This is a genomic window from Pseudophaeobacter sp. EL27 (assembly GCF_900313025.1).
In the GTDB taxonomy this organism is placed as follows: Bacteria; Pseudomonadota; Alphaproteobacteria; order Rhodobacterales; family Rhodobacteraceae; genus Pseudophaeobacter.
In genome coordinates this window covers 150,682-167,649 of the sequence record NZ_OMPQ01000014.1, presented here as the reverse complement: position 1 = coordinate 167,649, position 16,968 = coordinate 150,682, and the positions used below count along the sequence as shown (strand labels likewise).

The window sequence follows — 16,968 nt, the reverse complement described above, 5'->3', positions numbered from 1 at the left end:
CTCAATTCCTTTTCAAAACATGGCCCGCCTGAAAGGCAGCCTTGACCAGACCTGCCACCGAAGCGGCATTGTCCTTCAGCAGCGCGCCCTCTGGGGTCTCCAGATTATTTTCAAACCCAATGCGAACGTTGCCGCCGGCCTCGATCGCCGCCAGAAGACAGGCGCGCTCAGCCCGACCAAAGGCACAGAGACTCCAGTTCAGATCCAACTTCCGCGCCGCTGCCACAAAGGGGGCAAGTCCACCGGGATCAGCCGGGGTCGCAGGTTCATATTTGCCAAGCACAAAAATCACATCACGCATGTGTTCAGGGACAATGCCCGCAGCATACCACGCGTTGAGCTGAGCAATGCAGCTGGGGGAGTACAGGATATGCTGAACCTGCGTCCCGGCCTCAGCGCTCAGCGCATAGGCCCGTGCCGCGATTTCTGGTGCCCTGGCCATTTCACGCACCGCAACCGACGCCGCTTCGGGGCGCAGGGCTTCCAGGCAGGCCAGTTGTGCTTCTGGTTCATAGTTTCCGGCACTTTCAGTGGTGATCTGAATACCCATGCCGGGAGCCCCCTCACGCACCGCAGCCATAGCCACGCGGTAGCGCCCGGCATCCAAGGAATGCCCCCCCGCATCATCGCGCACATGCAGGTGCAGGGCACTGGCCCCCGCTGCCTGACAGAGCCCCGCAGTTATAGCCAGCTCTTGCGGGGTGACTGGCAGCTCTGGATGATCTGATTTTTGCCGTCGCGCCCCATTGGGAGCCACAGTCACCTGATAGTGTGTCACATCTGACCTCATGTTCTGCCTTCTCCAGAACACTGGGTTCAGTACTGCTTGATCTCAAGATGATGAATTCAGAACATCTGTTCTTTCATCTCGATATCACACCAATTTGTTCAGGCCTGCTGGGGCGATCCATCAAACTGTCTTCAAAGGCTCCACAGCTCCTCCTCAGAATTCAGCTTTGCCAATTGGAAAATCTCTTTTTTACCAATTGGTTAAAAAATTACCTCTCCACTGCCGCTGCCAGATGATAAAACTGGATGCAAAACACCCCACCAACTGGCCCTAGAGAATTCAGTGAATTTGGCGTTTCGTCAGAGTAGAACGACTCCGGCTGACAGGCAGCTGGCAGACACCCCACTCTTACTTTTATGGAAGGACATGTCATGGACGGCACGTTCAACGAAAACGATCTCAGCCGGGTAGTTGCGGCTGACAAGGCCCATGTCTGGCACCACCTGATTCAGCACAAACCCTTTGAAGAAAATGATCCGCGCATCATCGTCGAAGGCAAAGGCATGCGTGTCTGGGACCAGAACGGCAAGGAATTCCTCGATGCTGTTTCCGGCGGTGTCTGGACCGTCAACGTCGGCTATGGCCGCGAAGACATCTGCAAGGCCGTCTATAACCAGATGATGAAGCTGTGCTACTTTGCCCAGTCTGCAGGTTCGATCCCCGGCGCTTTATTCGCTGAGAAACTGATCGAAAAGATGCCCGGTATGAGCCGCGTCTACTACAACAACTCCGGCTCCGAGGCGAACGAGAAAGCCTTTAAGATGGTGCGCCAGATCGCGCATAAAAAATACGGTGGCAAGAAAACCAAGATCCTGTACCGCGACCGCGACTATCACGGGTCTACCCTGGCGGCGATGTCCGCGGGTGGCCAGGATGAGCGTAACGCGCAGTATGGTCCCTTTGCGCCTGATTTCATCCGCGTGCCCCATTGCATGGAATACCGCAAGCACGAGCTGGGTCTTGAGCATCTGTCAGGCCGTGAATTCGGCATCGCAGCGGCCAATGCTATTGAAGAAGTAATCCTGCGCGAAGGCCCCGAAACTGTTGGCGCACTGTGCCTGGAGCCGGTGACCGCTGGCGGTGGTGTTATCGAGGCCCCCGAAGGCTATTGGGAGCGCGTGCAAGAGATCTGCACCCAGTATGACATCCTGCTGCACATCGACGAGGTTGTTTGTGGCGTTGGCCGTACCGGCACCTGGTTTGGCTACCAGCACTACGGCATCAAGCCCGATTTTGTGACCATGGCCAAGGGCGTTGCCTCCGGCTATGCGGCCATCGCCGTGCTGGTCACCACCGAAGAAGTCTTCAACATGTTCAAGGACGATGCCTCTGATCCGATGAACTATTTCCGCGATATCTCCACCTTTGGTGGCTGTACCGCCGGCCCGGCTGCGGCGCTGGAAAACATGCGCATCATCGAAGAAGAAGGCCTGTTGGACAACTGCACCGCCATGGGCGAGCGGATGCTGAGCAACCTTGAAGCGCTGAAAGAAAAGCACGCCGTGATTGGCGATGTGCGCGGCAAAGGCCTGTTCCTCGGTGCCGAGTTGGTTTCGGATCGTGACACCAAAGAACCGGTGGACGAGAAACTCGCCCAGCAGGTTGTGGCCGATTGTGGTGCCCAGGGCGTTATCATCGGTGTCACCAACCGCTCGGTTCCCGGCAAGAACAACACGCTCTGCTTTAGCCCTGCGCTGATCGCCACCGCCGATGACATCGATGCCATCACAGATGCAGTCGACAAGGCGCTGACCAAGGTCTTTGGTTAAACCCTAAGCTCTCGCAAGACTATCTAAACGCCCCGGAGTTCTCTTCGGGGCGTTTTTGTTTGTTGCCTAGGTTTGCGCGCACTGACAGTCTCTCACCCTCGTTTTGGACTGCTCGGATTGCCCAAAAGTGGCTCTTTCAAACTGTCCGCACCCCCTGCAATCTGACCCAAAACTTATGTCGACCAAGGACTTCAACCATGTGGGCCAAACCCGTCACTCTCTCCGGCCAGCAGGTCACGCTTGAACCTCTTTCGCAAAACCATGCTGGTGATCTGGCCGAGGCCAGCGCTGATGGTGATCTCTCATCGCTTTGGTACACCATGATCCCGGCCCCAGCGGAGGTGCCTGCCGAGATTGACCGGCGTCTCGCCCTTCAAGAGGCCGGCAGCATGGTTCCCTTTGCCATTCTGGATGCCGCTGGCCGTGCCGTTGGCATGACCACCTATATGAATATCGACCACATAAATCAGCGGTTGGAAATTGGGTCCACCTGGTATCGCAAATCCGTACAGCGCTCGGGCTTGAATACCGAATGCAAGCTGCTGATGCTGCGCCATGCCTTTGAAGATCTTGATGCCATCTCGGTCGAGTTCCGCACCCATGTGATCAATCATCAAAGCCGCCGCGCAATTGAACGGCTGGGGGCCCGGTTGGACGGTATCCTGCGCGCTCATATGCGGATGGCAAATGGCACCATCCGCGACACTGCCGTCTATTCGATCATCGCTGCAGAATGGCCCACGGTGAGGGCACATCTGCAACATCTGATGACACGGTAATCTAACCGTCTTTGCGTCTCACCCGCGCCAGGCCGTTAAAACGCCCCTGTGTCGGGCCGCTGACAGCTCATTGTCGTGTCCATGTCGTGGTTCTTGCCCTAAGCTGACCCTAGCTTGCTGGGCAGGAACAGAAAGGAATCGACCGGTGATCGTCAGGAAACTCCGCATGGAAAAGGGCTTCTCGCAAGAACAACTGGCAGAGATGGCCGGGATCAGCACCCGCACTCTGCAGCGAATCGAGCGTGGCGCCAACGCCAGCCCGGAAACTCTGAAATGCATCGCCGCTGTTCTGGAGATTGATTTTGCAGATCTTAAACCAGGAGCTGACATGGATACCAACACAACCGCCACTTTGCCCGAACTCGCGCCCTGCGAACGGGAAGCCATCGAATATGTACGCGACATCAAATCCTTTTACAGCCATGCCCTGCAATATGGGGTGGTGATGGTTGGGCTCTTGGTGCTCAATCTGCTGACCAGTCCAGAATACTTTTGGGTCATCTGGCCTGCCATGGGCTGGGGCATAGGCGTGGCCGCGCATGGGCTCAGTGTCTTTGAAGTCATCAATATCTTTGGCGACGACTGGGAGAAGAAGCAGATTTCCAAACGCATGGGACGCCGTGCCAAGTCGCAATAGCCTTGCCAAAAACAAGAACAGGGCCCTTGGGCCCTGCTCCTTTGTTCTGTGGCGATGTGGGACACTCAGATCAGCTGAAACAAGATCCCTGATACGATCGCCCCGCTGACCCCCAGCCCCAGATAGGTGGCAAAGACCTGCGGTTTGACCAGTGACCAGACCGCCGCCATTGCCGGGATCGAGCTCACAGCACCTGCCACCATGAAGGCCATGGCCGCACCCGCTGTCATCCCCTGCTCCATCAGACCCGCCAGCAAAGGCGGTGCCACATAGGAGTTGAGGTAGGCAGGCATCCCCACCAGCGCCGCTATGGCAATCGGCAGCACTCCTTCGCCGCCAACCGCCTGGGCGATCAGATCAGCAGGAACGTAGTTCACCAGAATGGCTTCCAACACATAGGCCAGTGCCAGCCACTTCAGCAGGAACAACCCGTTGCTGACAAACTCTTCGCGGAACTTCGCCCGGCGCGCGGGTTCCTGCCAGAATTTCCAATGTGGTTTATCATCCAGCTTTGGACCCGAGCTACAGCAGCTGGAACAGCTCTGCGCCTGTTTCAGCGGATTGGCAAAGGCACCATGCCCCATCAGGGTCTTGATAAAGAAGCCGCCAGTCAGCCCCAGTGCCACCGCAATAATCGCCTTGCCGATGGCAAAATCCCAGCCCAGCGCACCAGCCGTGATCAACAGGGTCGGCGGATCAATCAGCGGTGAGGCCAGCCAAAAGGCCATTACAGCCGACAGTGGTGCACCAAGCGCCAGCAGCCCGGCAATAAAGGGGATCACCTCGCAGGAACAAAACGGTGCAAGCCCACCAAAGAGTGCGGCGAGGAAAATCATCCGGGTTTCGCGCCCGACAAAGGCCCGCGCCACCATGGTTTCTGCGCCAGTGGCCTTGAGATAGGAGAGCAGCAGCACCGCAAAGAGGATATACTGCCCGGTATGGGCCAGGGCCGCGCCTGCAAATGTTATCACCGCCTGAAAGTTGCCGGGGTCCAGTATGGCCACCGCAATCAAGATCAGAACGCTCACCGTCCAGGGCGTTTTTAGCCGGCCAAGCGACAGGCCATTCGCCTTGGGCGCCGGGCCTGAGGTGTTTTGTGAAAGATCAGCCATCATTTGCCGCCTTTTTTGTAACGTCAGCACAACATTCGCTGAGAATGAAACCAGCCAGATTTTCCAGCTGATCAAAATTGGCGCGGTTCACAATGCTGCGCCCCGCGCGCTCTTGTTCAATGACCTCGGCCCCCGTGAGGAACTTGAGATGATGCGCCAGGGTCGAGGGCGCGATGCCCGTGCGTTCCTGGATCTCACTGACCGTGAGCCCCTCGTGGCCCGCCCGGATCAGGCAGCGCAGCACTTGCAGACGTGCCTCTGATCCCATGGCCGTAAAGCCCTGTGCCGCTTCTTCCCACTGCATTGTGCAACTCCAATTGATTCGATAAAACTAGTTTTATGGTTTTTTTAATTTCTATGCAAGCCCCGAAATATGGCGCCAAAACACCTCACGGTGTCGTAAGTCCAGATTGCACCCGGTTTATGTCCACCCTAAGGTGCCTGTCATGGCTATATCTGTTGATACATTCTTCCTGAACCCGGACGCCCAGGGCACTCTGCAGGCTCAGATCCAGGAAATGATTGCCGAAGGCATTCTCTCGGGGCGGTTTCGCGTCGGGGAAAAACTGCCCTCATCGCGAAAACTGGCGCTGCACCTCAGCATTAGCCGCATTACCGTGACCCTGGCCTATACCGAGCTGCTGGCGAATGACTATCTGACCTCGCGCGGTCGTTCAGGATATTATGTGTCAGAGAATGCTCCGGTACCGCCCAGCTACACCCCCCCAGTTCAATCAACGGAAGCGGTGGACTGGAACCATATGCTGGTGCGCAGCTTCACCGGCGGCGACACGCCACGCAAAGCCCGCGATTGGCGCAGCTATCGCTACCCCTTTATCTACGGACAGGCCGACCCCTCCCTGTTTGATCACGCAAACTGGCGGCTCTGCTCATTGAGGGCCCTGGGACAAAAGGATTTTGCCGCGCTGACGGATGACTATTTCGACCAGGATGATCCACTGCTGATCGAATATATCGCCCGCCATACCCTGCCCCGGCGCGGGGTCATTGCGCGCCCCGAACAGATCCTGATTACCCTTGGCGCCCAGAATGCACTTTGGCTGGCCGGTCAGCTGCTGTTGAACCGGGGCCGCAAAGCCACCATTGAAGACCCAACCTATTACACCCTGCGGGATCAGTTGCACCATGTCAGATGCCAGGTCGATTGCATCCCGGTGGATCAAGACGGGTTGCCGCCACAGGAAATCTCTGACGACACGGATGTGATCTTCTGCACCCCAAGCCATCAAAGCCCCACCACGGCAACCATGCCGATGGCGCGTCGCCGCGAACTGCTGCAACGCGCCCATGACATCGATGCGGTCATTGTCGAAGATGACTACGAGTTTGAGATGTCTTTCATGACCGCCCCTTCACCGGCGCTAAAGTCACTCGATGCGGATGGCCGTGTGATTTATATTGGCAGCTTTTCCAAATCGCTGTTTCCGGGATTGAGACTGGGCTACATTGTCGGCTCCGAAGCCTTTATCCGCCAGGCCCGCGCCCTGCGTGCCAATGTGCTGCGCCACCCCCCCGGCCATGTGCAACGCACCGTCGCCTATTTCCTGTCGCTGGGCCACTACGATGCCCAGATCCGACGCACCGCCAAGGTCCTGCAGGATCGTCGCCATGTCATCGAAGAGGCCATCAATGAACATGGGCTCACCGTGTCAGGGGGGGGCGTCTATGGCGGATCATCCCTGTGGATGCATGCGCCCGAAGGCGTCGACATGGCGCAGGTTGCGGAACGGCTCAAACCCGACAGTGTCATTGTCGAACCTGGCGCTCCGTTCTTTTCGGCTCAGAATCGCCAACACAACTACTTCCGGCTGGGCTATTCCTCGATCTCTGCCAATCGCATCGCCCCGGGGATGGAGTTCTTGGCAAAGGCTCTGAAGCAGGGGTGACCCAACTAGTTGCCTTTGAGCTGCTCCAATCTCAGCAACGACCACCAGAGTTACGACAGAAACCGTGGGGGCCCTTTGAATAAGGGGGAGATTTCACTTTCCTCTGAGCCCTCTGCTTTTTGGCCCTATTCGCGTTTGGAACTGGCCCTAACTGACAGCGCTTTGTCTGCCTAAACCGGTATTAATCCCCGGTATCTGGCCGGGGCTCTATGCATCTCACTCAGGAGCACCCGCCATGAAAATGACCACCGAGGAAGCCTTTGTAAAAACTCTGCAAATGCATGGCATCCAGCATGCCTTTGGGATTATTGGCTCGGCGATGATGCCGATCTCTGACATCTTCCCCAAAGCAGGTATCACCTTTTGGGACTGCGCCCATGAGGGATCAGGCGGCATGATGGCAGACGGCTACACCCGTGCCACCGGCAAAATGTCGATGATGATTGCCCAGAACGGCCCTGGCATCACCAACTTTGTTACCGCCGTCAAAACCGCCTATTGGAACCACACGCCGCTGCTGCTGGTTACGCCGCAGGCCGCCAACAAGACCATTGGTCAGGGTGGCTTCCAGGAGATGGAGCAGATGCGCATGTTTGCTGACTGCGTTTGCTATCAGGAAGAGGTCCGCGATCCATCGCGTGTGGCCGAAGTGCTGAGCCGGGTGATCATGCAGGCCAAGCGTTGCTCTGCTCCGGCGCAGCTGAACATTCCGCGCGACATGTTTACCCAGATTGTCGACATAGAGCTGCCCCAGATTGTTGAATTTGAACGCCCCGGCGGCGGAGAATCGTCCCTGCAGGAAGCAGCAGACCTGCTCTCCTCTGCCAAATTCCCCGTCATCCTGAACGGTGCCGGTGTTGTTCTGGCTGGCGGCATCGAGGCCTCCAAAGAGCTGGCTGAACGCCTGGGTGCTCCGGTTTGTGTTGGCTATCAGCACAATGACGCCTTCCCCGGCTCGCACCCGCTGTTTGCAGGTCCCTTGGGCTATAACGGTTCCAAGGCCGGAATGGAGCTGATCGCCAAGGCGGATGTCGTTCTGGCGCTTGGCTCGCGTCTGAACCCCTTCTCGACCCTGCCCGGCTATGGCATTGATTACTGGCCGATGGATGCCAAGATCATTCAGGTCGACATCAACCCCGATCGCATTGGTCTGACCAAAAAGGTCACCGTGGGTATCGTTGGCGACGCCAAAAAGGTTGCAGCCTCGATCCTCGAAAAGCTCTCGGCTTCCGCTGGTGACGAGGGCCGCGACGAACGCATGACGCTGATCTCTACCGCCAAATCCACCTGGGCACAGCAGCTGTCGTCGATGGACCACGAGGATGACGATCCAGGCACCAACTGGAATGAACGCGCCCGCGACGACAAACCTGAGTGGATGAGCCCCCGTATGGCCTGGCGTGCGATTCAGTCGGCGCTGCCCAAGGATGCGATCATCTCCTCCGACATCGGCAACAACTGCGCTATCGGCAATGCCTATCCCTCCTTTGATGAGAGTCGCAAATATCTGGCTCCCGGCCTCTTTGGCCCCTGCGGCTACGGCCTGCCAGCCGTGGTTGGCGCCAAGATCGGTTGCCCAGATGTGCCGGTTGTCGGCTTCTCCGGCGATGGCGCCTTTGGCATCGCGGTGACCGAGCTGACCGCAATTGGTCGCGAAGAGTGGCCAGCAGTGACCCAGGTCGTTTTCCGTAACTACCAGTGGGGCGCGGAAAAGCGTAACTCCACCCTGTGGTTTGACGACAACTTTGTTGGCACCGAGCTGGACCAGCAGGTCTCCTATGCTGGCATCGCCAATGCCTGTGGGTTGAAAGGCGTTGTCGCCCGCACCATGGAAGAGCTGACAGCTGCACTGGCGCAATCCGTTGAGGACCAGAAGAACGGTATCACCACCTTGATTGAGGCGATGATCAACCAGGAACTGGGTGAGCCCTTCCGTCGCGATGCGATGAAGAAGCCTGTTGAGGTCGCCGGTATCGACGTCGCAGACATGCGCGAACAGCAGGTCTGAGCCTGATGGATCTGCCCTTTGATCTGACAGCAGGCCAAGGGGCATATCTGGCCGCCGCATTGTTTGCGGCGGCCTATATACGCGGCTACTCCGGCTTTGGATTCTCCGCGATTTTTATTATCCTGGCAGCGCTGACCACCAATCCGCTGCCGCTGATCCCGGTGATATTCTCCTGCGAAATCGCCATGACCCTGTTTCAGGCCCGTGGTATTCGCGCCCATATCGACTGGTCCCGCATCCGGCCCCTGCTGATTGGCGCGGCCATTGCTACAATTCCCTCGGTGACCCTCATGGCCCGGCTTGGCGAAGATCAGGCCCGCCTGGCAATCTCTGCGGTTATTCTGCTGCTCAGCCTCGTGCTGCTCAGCGGCTGGCAGCTACGCCGCCCCATTGGGTTCAAAGGCAATCTCTCGGTTGGCATCCTCTCTGGCATGGTCAATAGCGCCGGTGTTGGCGGTCTGCCTGCAGCGGCCTTTCTGACCGCGCAGCCCCTTGCACCCGCGGTGTTTCGCGCCACCATGATAGTCTTTTTGACCGGCATTGATCTGATGGCCCTGCCGGTGATGCATGCCAATGGTCTGACCGGAGGCGAGACCCTGATCGGGGTCTTGCTGGCCTTTCCCATTCTGGGGCTTGGTATCTGGGCCGGAGGTCTACGGTTTTCCGCGGCCTCTCAGGCACAGTTCCGCCGGGTGATCGTTGTCCTGCTGACCCTGTTTTCCGTTCTCAACATCCTGAAGGTGGCCCTATGAGCGCTCCTGCCGATATCCTGGTGCTGAATACCGGTTCTTCTTCCGTGAAATTTGCGGTCTTTGACGCCCAGCTGCAAGAGCGGATAAGCGGCGTTGCCGAAGGCATAGGTGGCCATGGTCATCTGCGGATCGGCGCGCAAAAAGAAGCGCTGGACCTGCCCGACCACGGAGAGGCGCTGTCGGCTGTGCTGGATCGGCTCACCCAAAAAGGCGCCGGGCCGGATAACCTGCGCGCGCTGGCGCATCGGGTGGTTCATGGTGGCACAGGCCTCACAATGCCGGCGCGCATCACGCCAGATGTGCGGGCCGAGATCCAGGCCTGTGTGCCCCTGGCGCCGCTGCACAACCCTCATGCACTGTTGGCAATTGATGCCCTGGAGCAGCTGGCACCGGATCTGCCGCAATACGCCAGTTTTGACACCGCATTTCACGCCACCGCCCCAGAGGTCGCCAACCGTTACGCCCTGCCGCCCCAGGCCGAAGCCCTGGGCCTACGTCGCTATGGGTTTCACGGGCTGTCCTACGCCTCGCTCTGCCATCGCCTACCAGAGATTTCAGACGCACCGCTGCCATCGCGACTGCTGGCTTTTCATCTCGGCAACGGAGCCTCCATCTGCGCCATCAAGGACGGTCAGTCGGTGGCAACAACCATGGGCTATTCGCCACTGGAGGGGCTGACCATGGGCACCCGTGTTGGCACCCTGGACCCCAATGCCACCCTCCGGCTTGTGGAAGAATTCGGCCTGACTGAAACCAAGGCGCTCTTGAACCATCACTCCGGCCTCGCGGGCCTGTCTGGTGGGCTATCGGATATGCGGGCCCTGGAAGAGGCAGGCACAGCTGAAGCGCAGTTTGCGATCGATCATTTCTGCTATTGGGCCATCCGCCACGGGCATAGCATGATTGGTGCCCTGGGCGGCTGCGATGCCATCGTCTTTACCGGTGGTATTGGCGAAAACGCCCGCAGCATTCGCGCTCGTATCCTGGAGGGTTTTGCCTGGCTTGGCTGCACCATCAACCCTGATAGCAACCTCGAAAACGCCCCCTGCCTGACATCGCCAAATGCAGAAACAACCGCCTGGATCGTTCCGGCAGAGGAAGAGCGCCAGATCGCCAAGGATGCCAATACCTTGATCGCAGGAGGCCGTGCATGACGAGGGATCGACTGACCACAGACGCCCGAGACAGTTCAAGACGACGCAATTATCGAAATATCATTCCGGTATTGCCGTCATAACCAGAAAATTCTCGCCAACAGCCCGGTATCCGACCTAGCTTGTGCGGGCGCGACGAACAAGGAATACCATGACCCTTTCACAGCCACAGACCAAGCCTGAGGCTCCGGTCGCCTGGATGACCAAGGTAAAGTCCAAATCGCAGGAGCTGTTTCCCGGCATTGCGGTCGCTGTGATCGTTGCGGTCACCGCCCAGTTTCTGGCTGAGCACTACGCCACACCGGCGATGCTGCTGGCATTGCTTTTGGGCATCGCTGTGAGCTTTCTTGGTGAAGAGGGCAAGACCGTTCCCGGCATCGCCTTTTCGGCGCGGTCCCTGCTGCGATTGGGGATCGCCTTCCTCGGCGTGCGAGTCTCAATGGTGCTGATGATGGGGCTGGGCTGGGATCTCATTGCCTTGGTGGTGGGCGGCGTTATTGCCACCATTGGCTTTGGCTTGCTGGTGGCGCGATTCTTTGGTCACAAGTGGCGTTTTGCCCTCCTCACCGCCGGATCCGTAGCAATCTGCGGTGCATCAGCCGCCATGGCGATCAGCGCCATCCTGCCCCGCGATGAACGCTCCGAAGAGCGGCTGATCTTTACCGTCATGGGCGTCACAGTGCTATCGACTATCGCCATGATTGCCTATCCCATTCTGGTGAAGTTCCTCGCGCTGACCCCGACCCAGGCGGGGGTTTTCCTCGGCGGTACTATCCATGATGTGGCCCAGGTGGTGGGCGCCGGCTTTTCCATCTCTGAACAAACCGGTGATACGGCCACTCTGGTAAAACTGATGCGGGTTGCCATGCTGGCGCCCATCGTGCTGGTCGCCTCGCTGATGATCCGCTCCTTTGCGGAGCTGCCGAAAGATGGCGCACGCCCGCCGCTGCTGCCGGGTTTTGTGGTCGCCTTTTTGGCATTGGCCCTGCTCAATTCCTTTGGGTTGATTCCGGCCTTCATCAGCGATTTTCTCAGCCAGACATCACGCTGGTTGCTGCTGACGGCAATTGCCGCCGTGGGCATGAAGACCAATCTAAAACAGGTGCTGGCCGTTGGAGGCGCGGCCATCGCCCTTATAATCGTAGAAACACTGTTCATTGCCGGGCTCATCCTGGCGGGAATCTCGGTCCTGACCTGAGATCCGATAAGAGCAGACAGATAAAGACAAGGGAGGCCAGATGACGTTCCAGCAACCCCGGGTGGAAACATCCCCCAAGGTATCCGACGAGATCCGTCAGACCACCTGTTACATGTGTGCATGCCGCTGTGGCATCAACGTGCATATGAAGACCAATGAGGACGGTAAAAAAGAGGTCGCCTATATCGAAGGCAACCGCGACCACCCCGTCAACAAGGGTGTGCTCTGCGCCAAAGGCTCTGCCGGGATTATGCAGGTCAATGCACCCTCGCGCCTGAAAGCGCCGCTAAAACGAGTCGGCCCGCGCGGCTCTGGCGAGTTTGAGGAAATCTCCTGGGACGAGGCGCTGGAGATTGCCGCCGGGTGGCTGGAACCTATTCGCAAGGACGATCCTTCCAAACTGGCGTTTTTCACTGGCCGTGATCAATCCCAGAGCTTCACCGGCTTTTGGGCGCAAAATTTTGGCACTTGCAACTATGCGGCGCATGGTGGCTTTTGCTCGGTCAATATGGCCACGGCTGGCATCTATACCATGGGCGGTGCCTTCTGGGAGTTCGGCCAGCCCGATTGGGACCACACCAAGCTGTTCATGCTCTTTGGCGTCGCCGAAGACCACGACAGCAACCCGATCAAGATGGGCCTGGGCAAGATCAAGGCGCGTGGCGCGCGGGTGATTGGTGTCAACCCAATCCGCTCCGGCTATAACGCCGTGGCCGATGACTGGGTTGGCATCACCCCCGGCACCGATGGGCTGTTCATCCTCGCCCTGGTGCATGAGCTGATGAAGGCTGGCAAGATCGATCTGGATTACCTCAGCCGCTATACCAATGCGCCGGTATTGGTGAACCAGGACCCCAATTCCCAAGACAAGGGCCTGTTCCTGCGCGATGACCACGGCACCCCGCTGGTGATCAACCGCAAGACCGGCAAGCTCGCCCCCTTTGATATGAAAGGCGTACGCCCCGACCTTGGTGGCAGCTTCAAGATGGGCGATGTCACCCATGTCTCGGTGTTCCAGCTGATGGCCGAGCGCTACCTTAAAGACGAGTACGCCCCCGAAGCCGTAGCAGAACGCTGTGGCATCCCCGCCAAACGCATCCGTGCGATCGCCGCAGAACTGGCCCGCGTTGCCTTTGATGAGGCCTTTGAACTGGACCAGGAATGGACCGATTTCCGCGGCGAGAAACACGATAAAATGATCGGTCGCCCCGTTGCCATGCATGCCATGCGCGGCGTCTCGGCCCATGCCAATGGCTTCCAGACCTGCCGCGCCCTGCATGTGTTGCAGATCCTGCTCGGCACGGTGGAGGCCCCCGGTGGTTTCCGCTTCAAACCCCCCTACCCTAAACCGGTTGAGGCTCACCCAGCGCCCCATTGCCGGGTCACGCCAAACAAACCCCTGGATGGACCACACCTGGGCTTTGTGCATGGCCCCGAACACCTGGCACTAAAAAGTGATGGGAGCCCGGCCCGCATCGACAAGGCCTTTACCTGGGAAAACCCAATGTCCAGCCACGGGCTGATGCATATGGTGATCTCCAACGCCCATGCGGGCGACCCCTACAAGATCGACACATTGTTCATGTATATGGCCAATATGTCCTGGAACTCCTCGATGAACACCGGTGGTGTCATCGAGATGCTGACCGACAAGGATGAAAGCGGCGACTACAAGATCCCGCGCATCATCTATTCCGATGCCTATTCCTCCGAAATGGTCGCCTATGCGGATCTGATCCTGCCCGACACCACCTATCTCGAGCGCCACGATTGCATCTCGATGCTGGATCGCCCCATCTGCGAGGCCGATGGCGCCGCTGATGCCATCCGCTGGCCGGTGATAGAACCCGACCGGGATGTGCGCGGTTTCCAAACCGTCTTGGTGCAGCTGGCCAACAAGATGAAACTGCCGGGTTTCACCGCAGAGGACGGCAGTGCCAAATGGCAGGACTACGCCGACTATATCGTCAACCATGAACGCAAACCCGGCATCGGCCCGCTCGCCGGTTTCCGCGGTCCTGATGGCGACAAATCCGGGCGCGGTGAGCCAAACCCAGAGCAGCTGGACAAATACATCAAAAACGGCGGTTTCTTTGTCGAACATATCCCGGCAGAGGCCAGCTACTTCAAACCCTGGAACCGCGCCTATCAGGACTGGGCGGTCGACCTCGGCCTCTACGACAGCCCCCAGCCCTATCTGTTCCAGCTCTATGTCGAGCCGATGCGCAAATTCCAACTGGCCGCCGAGGGCCACGGCGACCGCCAGCCCCCAGACCATCTGCGCCAGCGCATCAAGGACACCATGGATCCCTTGCCGATCTGGTATGAAACCGACCAGCAGGGCAACGCGGGCTTCACCGTCAACGCCCTGACCCAGCGGCCCATGGCGATGTATCACTCCTGGGGGACACAAAACGCCTGGCTGCGCCAGCTGCACGGACGCAACCCGCTCTACTTGCCCACAAAACTGATGCGCCAGCATAACCTAGCGGATGGCGACTGGGCCCGGGTGTCCTCACCGCACGGCGAAATCACCGTCCCGGTGATGGAGATGGCAGCCCTCAACGGCAACACCGTCTGGACCTGGAACGCCATCGGCAAACGTAAAGGCACCTGGGGCCTGCAGGAAGACGCCCCCGAGGCCACCAAAGGCTTTCTGCTCAACCATCTGATCCACGAGTTGATGCCCCCCAAAGGCGACGGGCTTCGCTGGGCCAACTCCGATCCTATCACCGGTCAGGCCGCCTGGTTTGATCTGAAAGTTAAAATCGAAAAGGCAGGTGCTCCGGAAGATTTCACCGAAAGCCAACCCATCCTGGAGCCCATCAAATCTCCCGTTGGCACCGGCCCCAAAGATTTGACATGGAAGGTGGGCAAATGATCAGGATCCTCCTTTCACTTTTCCCAAAATATTCCGGGGTCCGGGGCAGCGCCCCGGTCCTGCACGTCAAAATGAGCGGAGGTATGTTCTGATGACTGAACTCCCCACCAATACCGCCAAGAAAATGGGTCTGGTCATCGACCTGGACACCTGCGTTGGCTGCCATGCCTGCGTGATTTCCTGCAAAGGCTGGAACACCGAAAACTACGGCGCGCCGCTTTCAGATCAGGATGCCTATGGCGCCGACCCTTCTGGCACCTTCCTCAACCGGGTCCATAGTTTTGAGGTGCAGCCGGCTGCAACACCCACCCAGCCCGATCCAGCAGCGCAATTGATCCATTTCCCCAAATCCTGCCTGCACTGCGAAGATGCCCCCTGCGTCACCGTCTGCCCCACTGGCGCCAGCTACAAACGGGTTGAGGATGGCATTGTGCTGGTCAATGAAAGTGACTGTATCGGTTGCGGCCTCTGCGCCTGGTCCTGCCCCTACGGCGCGCGGGAACTGGACCTGGCCGAAGGGGTGATGAAAAAATGCACGCTCTGCGTAGATCGGATCTACAATGAAAACCTGCCCGAAGTGGACCGTGTGCCCTCCTGCGTGCGTACCTGCCCTGCGGGCGCCCGTCACTTTGGCGATCTCGGCGATCCCAGCAGCGATGTCAGCCAATTGGTTGCGGACCGTGGCGGTATGGATCTGATGCCCGAAATGGGCACCAGGCCGGTGAACAAATACCTGCCGCCCCGCCCCAAGGATAAGCTGGAAGAAGAGATCGACGTGCTGGCCCCGCTACTGGCCCCGGTCACCGAGACGCCTGGCGGTTTCTTGGGCTGGCTCGACAAGGCCCTCGACAAACTTCCTGGTCACTCTTCTGACCCGTCTTCCGGTCAATCTTCTGGGGGGAGCGCCTGATGCATCCGGCACCATCCGTCATACTCTTCACTACCCTTTCTGGTCTTGGCTTTGGCCTCTTGGCCTTCCTTGGCCTAGGTTATCCCGACGTCACAGGCTGGGTTGCCTTTGTGTTTTACGCCATCGCCTATGCGCTGGCCGTCGGCGGATTGCTGGCCTCGACCTTTCACCTCGGGCATCCCGAACGGGCGATCAAGGCCTTCAGCCAATGGAGAACCAGCTGGCTCAGCCGTGAGGGTCTCTGCGCTGTGGCGGCTTTGCTGGTGATGGGGCTTTTTGCCATCGGCGCCATTTTCCTGGAGCAGGACTGGCGCCTTTTGGGGCTTTTGGGCGCGGGTTTGAGCCTTGCCACGGTCTTTACCACCTCGATGATCTACACCCAGCTCAAAACCATTCCGCGGTGGAATATGGGTCTTACCCCAGTGATGTTCCTCAGTTTCTCTCTTGCCGGGGGCGCCCTACTAGCCGGGCAGGAGAGCCTGGCGATCTGGCTATTGCTGGCGGCAGGAGGGATACAACTGACCTATTGGGCCAAAGGCGACGGCGCCTTCGCGGCCTCGGGCACCACCATGCAGACCGCAACGGGCCTGGGTGGTGAGGGTTCAGTACGGGCCTTTGAGCCGCCCCATACCGGCAGCAATTATCTGCTGCGCGAATTTGTGCATATAGTGGGTCGCAAACACGCGCAAAAACTACGCGCCATTGCGCTGTTACTGGGCTTTGCCCTGCCCGTGGTTTTCTTGGTGCTACCGGTGGAATCCAGCCTGATCAAACATCTGATGGCTGCCTTTGCGGTGCTCAGCCATATGGCCGGGATCGCCGTCTCGCGCTGGCTGTTCTTTGCCCAGGCCGAACATGTTGTCGGGCTCTATTACGGCAAGCGTTGACCTCTCGACCAAGACAGCAAAGGCATCCCCTTGGGGTGCCTATTTGATCTCAGGTCTGTGTCAGCGGCACGCGATAGGGGCACTGACGGCTGGCCCTTTAAAAAGGAGGGGCCAGCCCCTCTGCGCCTTTGGCGCATTCACCCCGGAATATTTAGGGAAAGATGATAGTGGAAAGAAAAAGCCC

At 58.6% G+C, this 16,968-nt stretch carries 14 protein-coding genes; 11 read left to right on the top strand and 3 right to left on the bottom strand.

Annotated elements, in window-relative coordinates; translation table 11 throughout:
- Position 1: 1 nt before the first annotated feature.
- Entirely contained in the window at positions 2–778 is a 777-nt protein-coding gene (locus ED661_RS18220; RefSeq protein WP_162930179.1) for a 3-keto-5-aminohexanoate cleavage protein, read from the bottom strand.
- Positions 779–1,161: 383 nt separating this feature from the next.
- Here ED661_RS18220 and ED661_RS18215 point away from each other — a divergent pair, with 383 nt between their 5' ends.
- The 3 genes from ED661_RS18215 (at position 1,162) to ED661_RS18205 (ending at position 3,975) form a co-directional block, all read left to right on the top strand.
- A complete protein-coding gene (locus tag ED661_RS18215; protein WP_122075917.1) occupies positions 1,162–2,559 on the top strand; it encodes an aspartate aminotransferase family protein in 1,398 nt (465 codons plus the stop codon).
- Between the two features lie 197 nt (positions 2,560–2,756).
- The gene (locus tag ED661_RS18210) at positions 2,757–3,338 is read left to right on the top strand and encodes a GNAT family N-acetyltransferase (protein ID WP_122075769.1); all 582 of its coding nucleotides are present in this window, start codon (positions 2,757–2,759) and stop codon (positions 3,336–3,338) included.
- A 145-nt stretch (positions 3,339–3,483) separates the two neighbouring features.
- Complete coding sequence (locus ED661_RS18205; RefSeq protein WP_122075767.1) at positions 3,484–3,975, top strand: helix-turn-helix domain-containing protein; 492 nt, start codon at positions 3,484–3,486, stop codon at positions 3,973–3,975.
- A gap of 65 nt (positions 3,976–4,040) precedes the next feature.
- Here the strand turns inward: ED661_RS18205 and ED661_RS18200 are convergent, their stop codons facing one another.
- Both ED661_RS18200 and ED661_RS18195 read right to left on the bottom strand, forming a co-directional pair.
- Entirely contained in the window at positions 4,041–5,087 is a 1,047-nt protein-coding gene (locus ED661_RS18200) for a permease (RefSeq protein ID WP_122075764.1), read from the bottom strand.
- The gene (locus ED661_RS18195; RefSeq protein WP_122075762.1) at positions 5,080–5,391 is read right to left on the bottom strand and encodes a helix-turn-helix transcriptional regulator; all 312 of its coding nucleotides are present in this window, start codon (positions 5,389–5,391) and stop codon (positions 5,080–5,082) included. Before ED661_RS18195 ends, ED661_RS18200 begins: the two co-directional genes overlap by 8 nt.
- A gap of 142 nt (positions 5,392–5,533) precedes the next feature.
- Between ED661_RS18195 and ED661_RS18190 the strand changes: the two genes are divergently transcribed.
- From ED661_RS18190 to ED661_RS18155, 8 genes are all read left to right on the top strand, one after another.
- Entirely contained in the window at positions 5,534–6,994 is a 1,461-nt protein-coding gene (locus tag ED661_RS18190) for a PLP-dependent aminotransferase family protein (RefSeq protein ID WP_122075760.1), read from the top strand.
- A 235-nt stretch (positions 6,995–7,229) separates the two neighbouring features.
- Positions 7,230–9,002, top strand: coding sequence for a sulfoacetaldehyde acetyltransferase (gene xsc, locus ED661_RS18185; RefSeq protein ID WP_122075758.1), 1,773 nt, complete (start codon positions 7,230–7,232; stop codon positions 9,000–9,002).
- Between the two features lie 5 nt (positions 9,003–9,007).
- Positions 9,008–9,754, top strand: a complete 747-nt coding sequence (locus ED661_RS18180; protein ID WP_122075756.1) for a TSUP family transporter — start codon at positions 9,008–9,010, stop codon at positions 9,752–9,754.
- Positions 9,751–10,908, top strand: coding sequence for an acetate/propionate family kinase (locus tag ED661_RS18175; RefSeq protein WP_122075754.1), 1,158 nt, complete (start codon positions 9,751–9,753; stop codon positions 10,906–10,908). The genes ED661_RS18180 and ED661_RS18175 overlap by 4 nt, the downstream gene beginning before the upstream one ends.
- 199 nt (positions 10,909–11,107) lie before the next feature.
- Complete coding sequence (locus tag ED661_RS18170; protein WP_122075915.1) at positions 11,108–12,106, top strand: YeiH family protein; 999 nt, start codon at positions 11,108–11,110, stop codon at positions 12,104–12,106.
- Between the two features lie 40 nt (positions 12,107–12,146).
- Complete coding sequence (locus tag ED661_RS18165; protein WP_122075752.1) at positions 12,147–14,987, top strand: molybdopterin oxidoreductase family protein; 2,841 nt, start codon at positions 12,147–12,149, stop codon at positions 14,985–14,987.
- A gap of 91 nt (positions 14,988–15,078) precedes the next feature.
- Positions 15,079–15,897 (top strand): 4Fe-4S dicluster domain-containing protein, encoded by an 819-nt coding sequence (locus ED661_RS18160; protein ID WP_122075750.1) that lies wholly within the window; start codon positions 15,079–15,081, stop codon positions 15,895–15,897.
- Positions 15,897–16,784: a DmsC/YnfH family molybdoenzyme membrane anchor subunit gene (locus tag ED661_RS18155; protein WP_122075748.1), complete on the top strand. Its 888-nt coding sequence runs from the start codon at positions 15,897–15,899 to the stop codon at positions 16,782–16,784. Before ED661_RS18160 ends, ED661_RS18155 begins: the two co-directional genes overlap by 1 nt.
- The last annotated feature ends 184 nt before the right edge of the window (positions 16,785–16,968 follow it).

What these genes read in the sequence shown, in the direction of transcription:
- ED661_RS18175 (WP_122075754.1), top strand. Translation starts at nt 9,751, where the DNA reads ATGAGCGCTCCTGCCGATATCCTGGTGCTGAATACCGGTTCTTCTTCC.
- ED661_RS18195 (WP_122075762.1), bottom strand. Translation starts at nt 5,391, where the DNA reads ATGCAGTGGGAAGAAGCGGCACAGGGCTTTACGGCCATGGGATCAGAG.
- ED661_RS18190 (WP_122075760.1), top strand. Translation starts at nt 5,534, where the DNA reads ATGGCTATATCTGTTGATACATTCTTCCTGAACCCGGACGCCCAGGGC.
- ED661_RS18215 (WP_122075917.1), top strand. Translation starts at nt 1,162, where the DNA reads ATGGACGGCACGTTCAACGAAAACGATCTCAGCCGGGTAGTTGCGGCT.
- xsc (WP_122075758.1), top strand. Translation starts at nt 7,230, where the DNA reads ATGAAAATGACCACCGAGGAAGCCTTTGTAAAAACTCTGCAAATGCAT.
- ED661_RS18155 (WP_122075748.1), top strand. Translation starts at nt 15,897, where the DNA reads ATGCATCCGGCACCATCCGTCATACTCTTCACTACCCTTTCTGGTCTT.
- ED661_RS18210 (WP_122075769.1), top strand. Translation starts at nt 2,757, where the DNA reads ATGTGGGCCAAACCCGTCACTCTCTCCGGCCAGCAGGTCACGCTTGAA.
- ED661_RS18200 (WP_122075764.1), bottom strand. Translation starts at nt 5,087, where the DNA reads ATGGCTGATCTTTCACAAAACACCTCAGGCCCGGCGCCCAAGGCGAAT.
- ED661_RS18170 (WP_122075915.1), top strand. Translation starts at nt 11,108, where the DNA reads ATGACCAAGGTAAAGTCCAAATCGCAGGAGCTGTTTCCCGGCATTGCG.
- ED661_RS18165 (WP_122075752.1), top strand. Translation starts at nt 12,147, where the DNA reads ATGACGTTCCAGCAACCCCGGGTGGAAACATCCCCCAAGGTATCCGAC.
- ED661_RS18180 (WP_122075756.1), top strand. Translation starts at nt 9,008, where the DNA reads ATGGATCTGCCCTTTGATCTGACAGCAGGCCAAGGGGCATATCTGGCC.
- ED661_RS18160 (WP_122075750.1), top strand. Translation starts at nt 15,079, where the DNA reads ATGACTGAACTCCCCACCAATACCGCCAAGAAAATGGGTCTGGTCATC.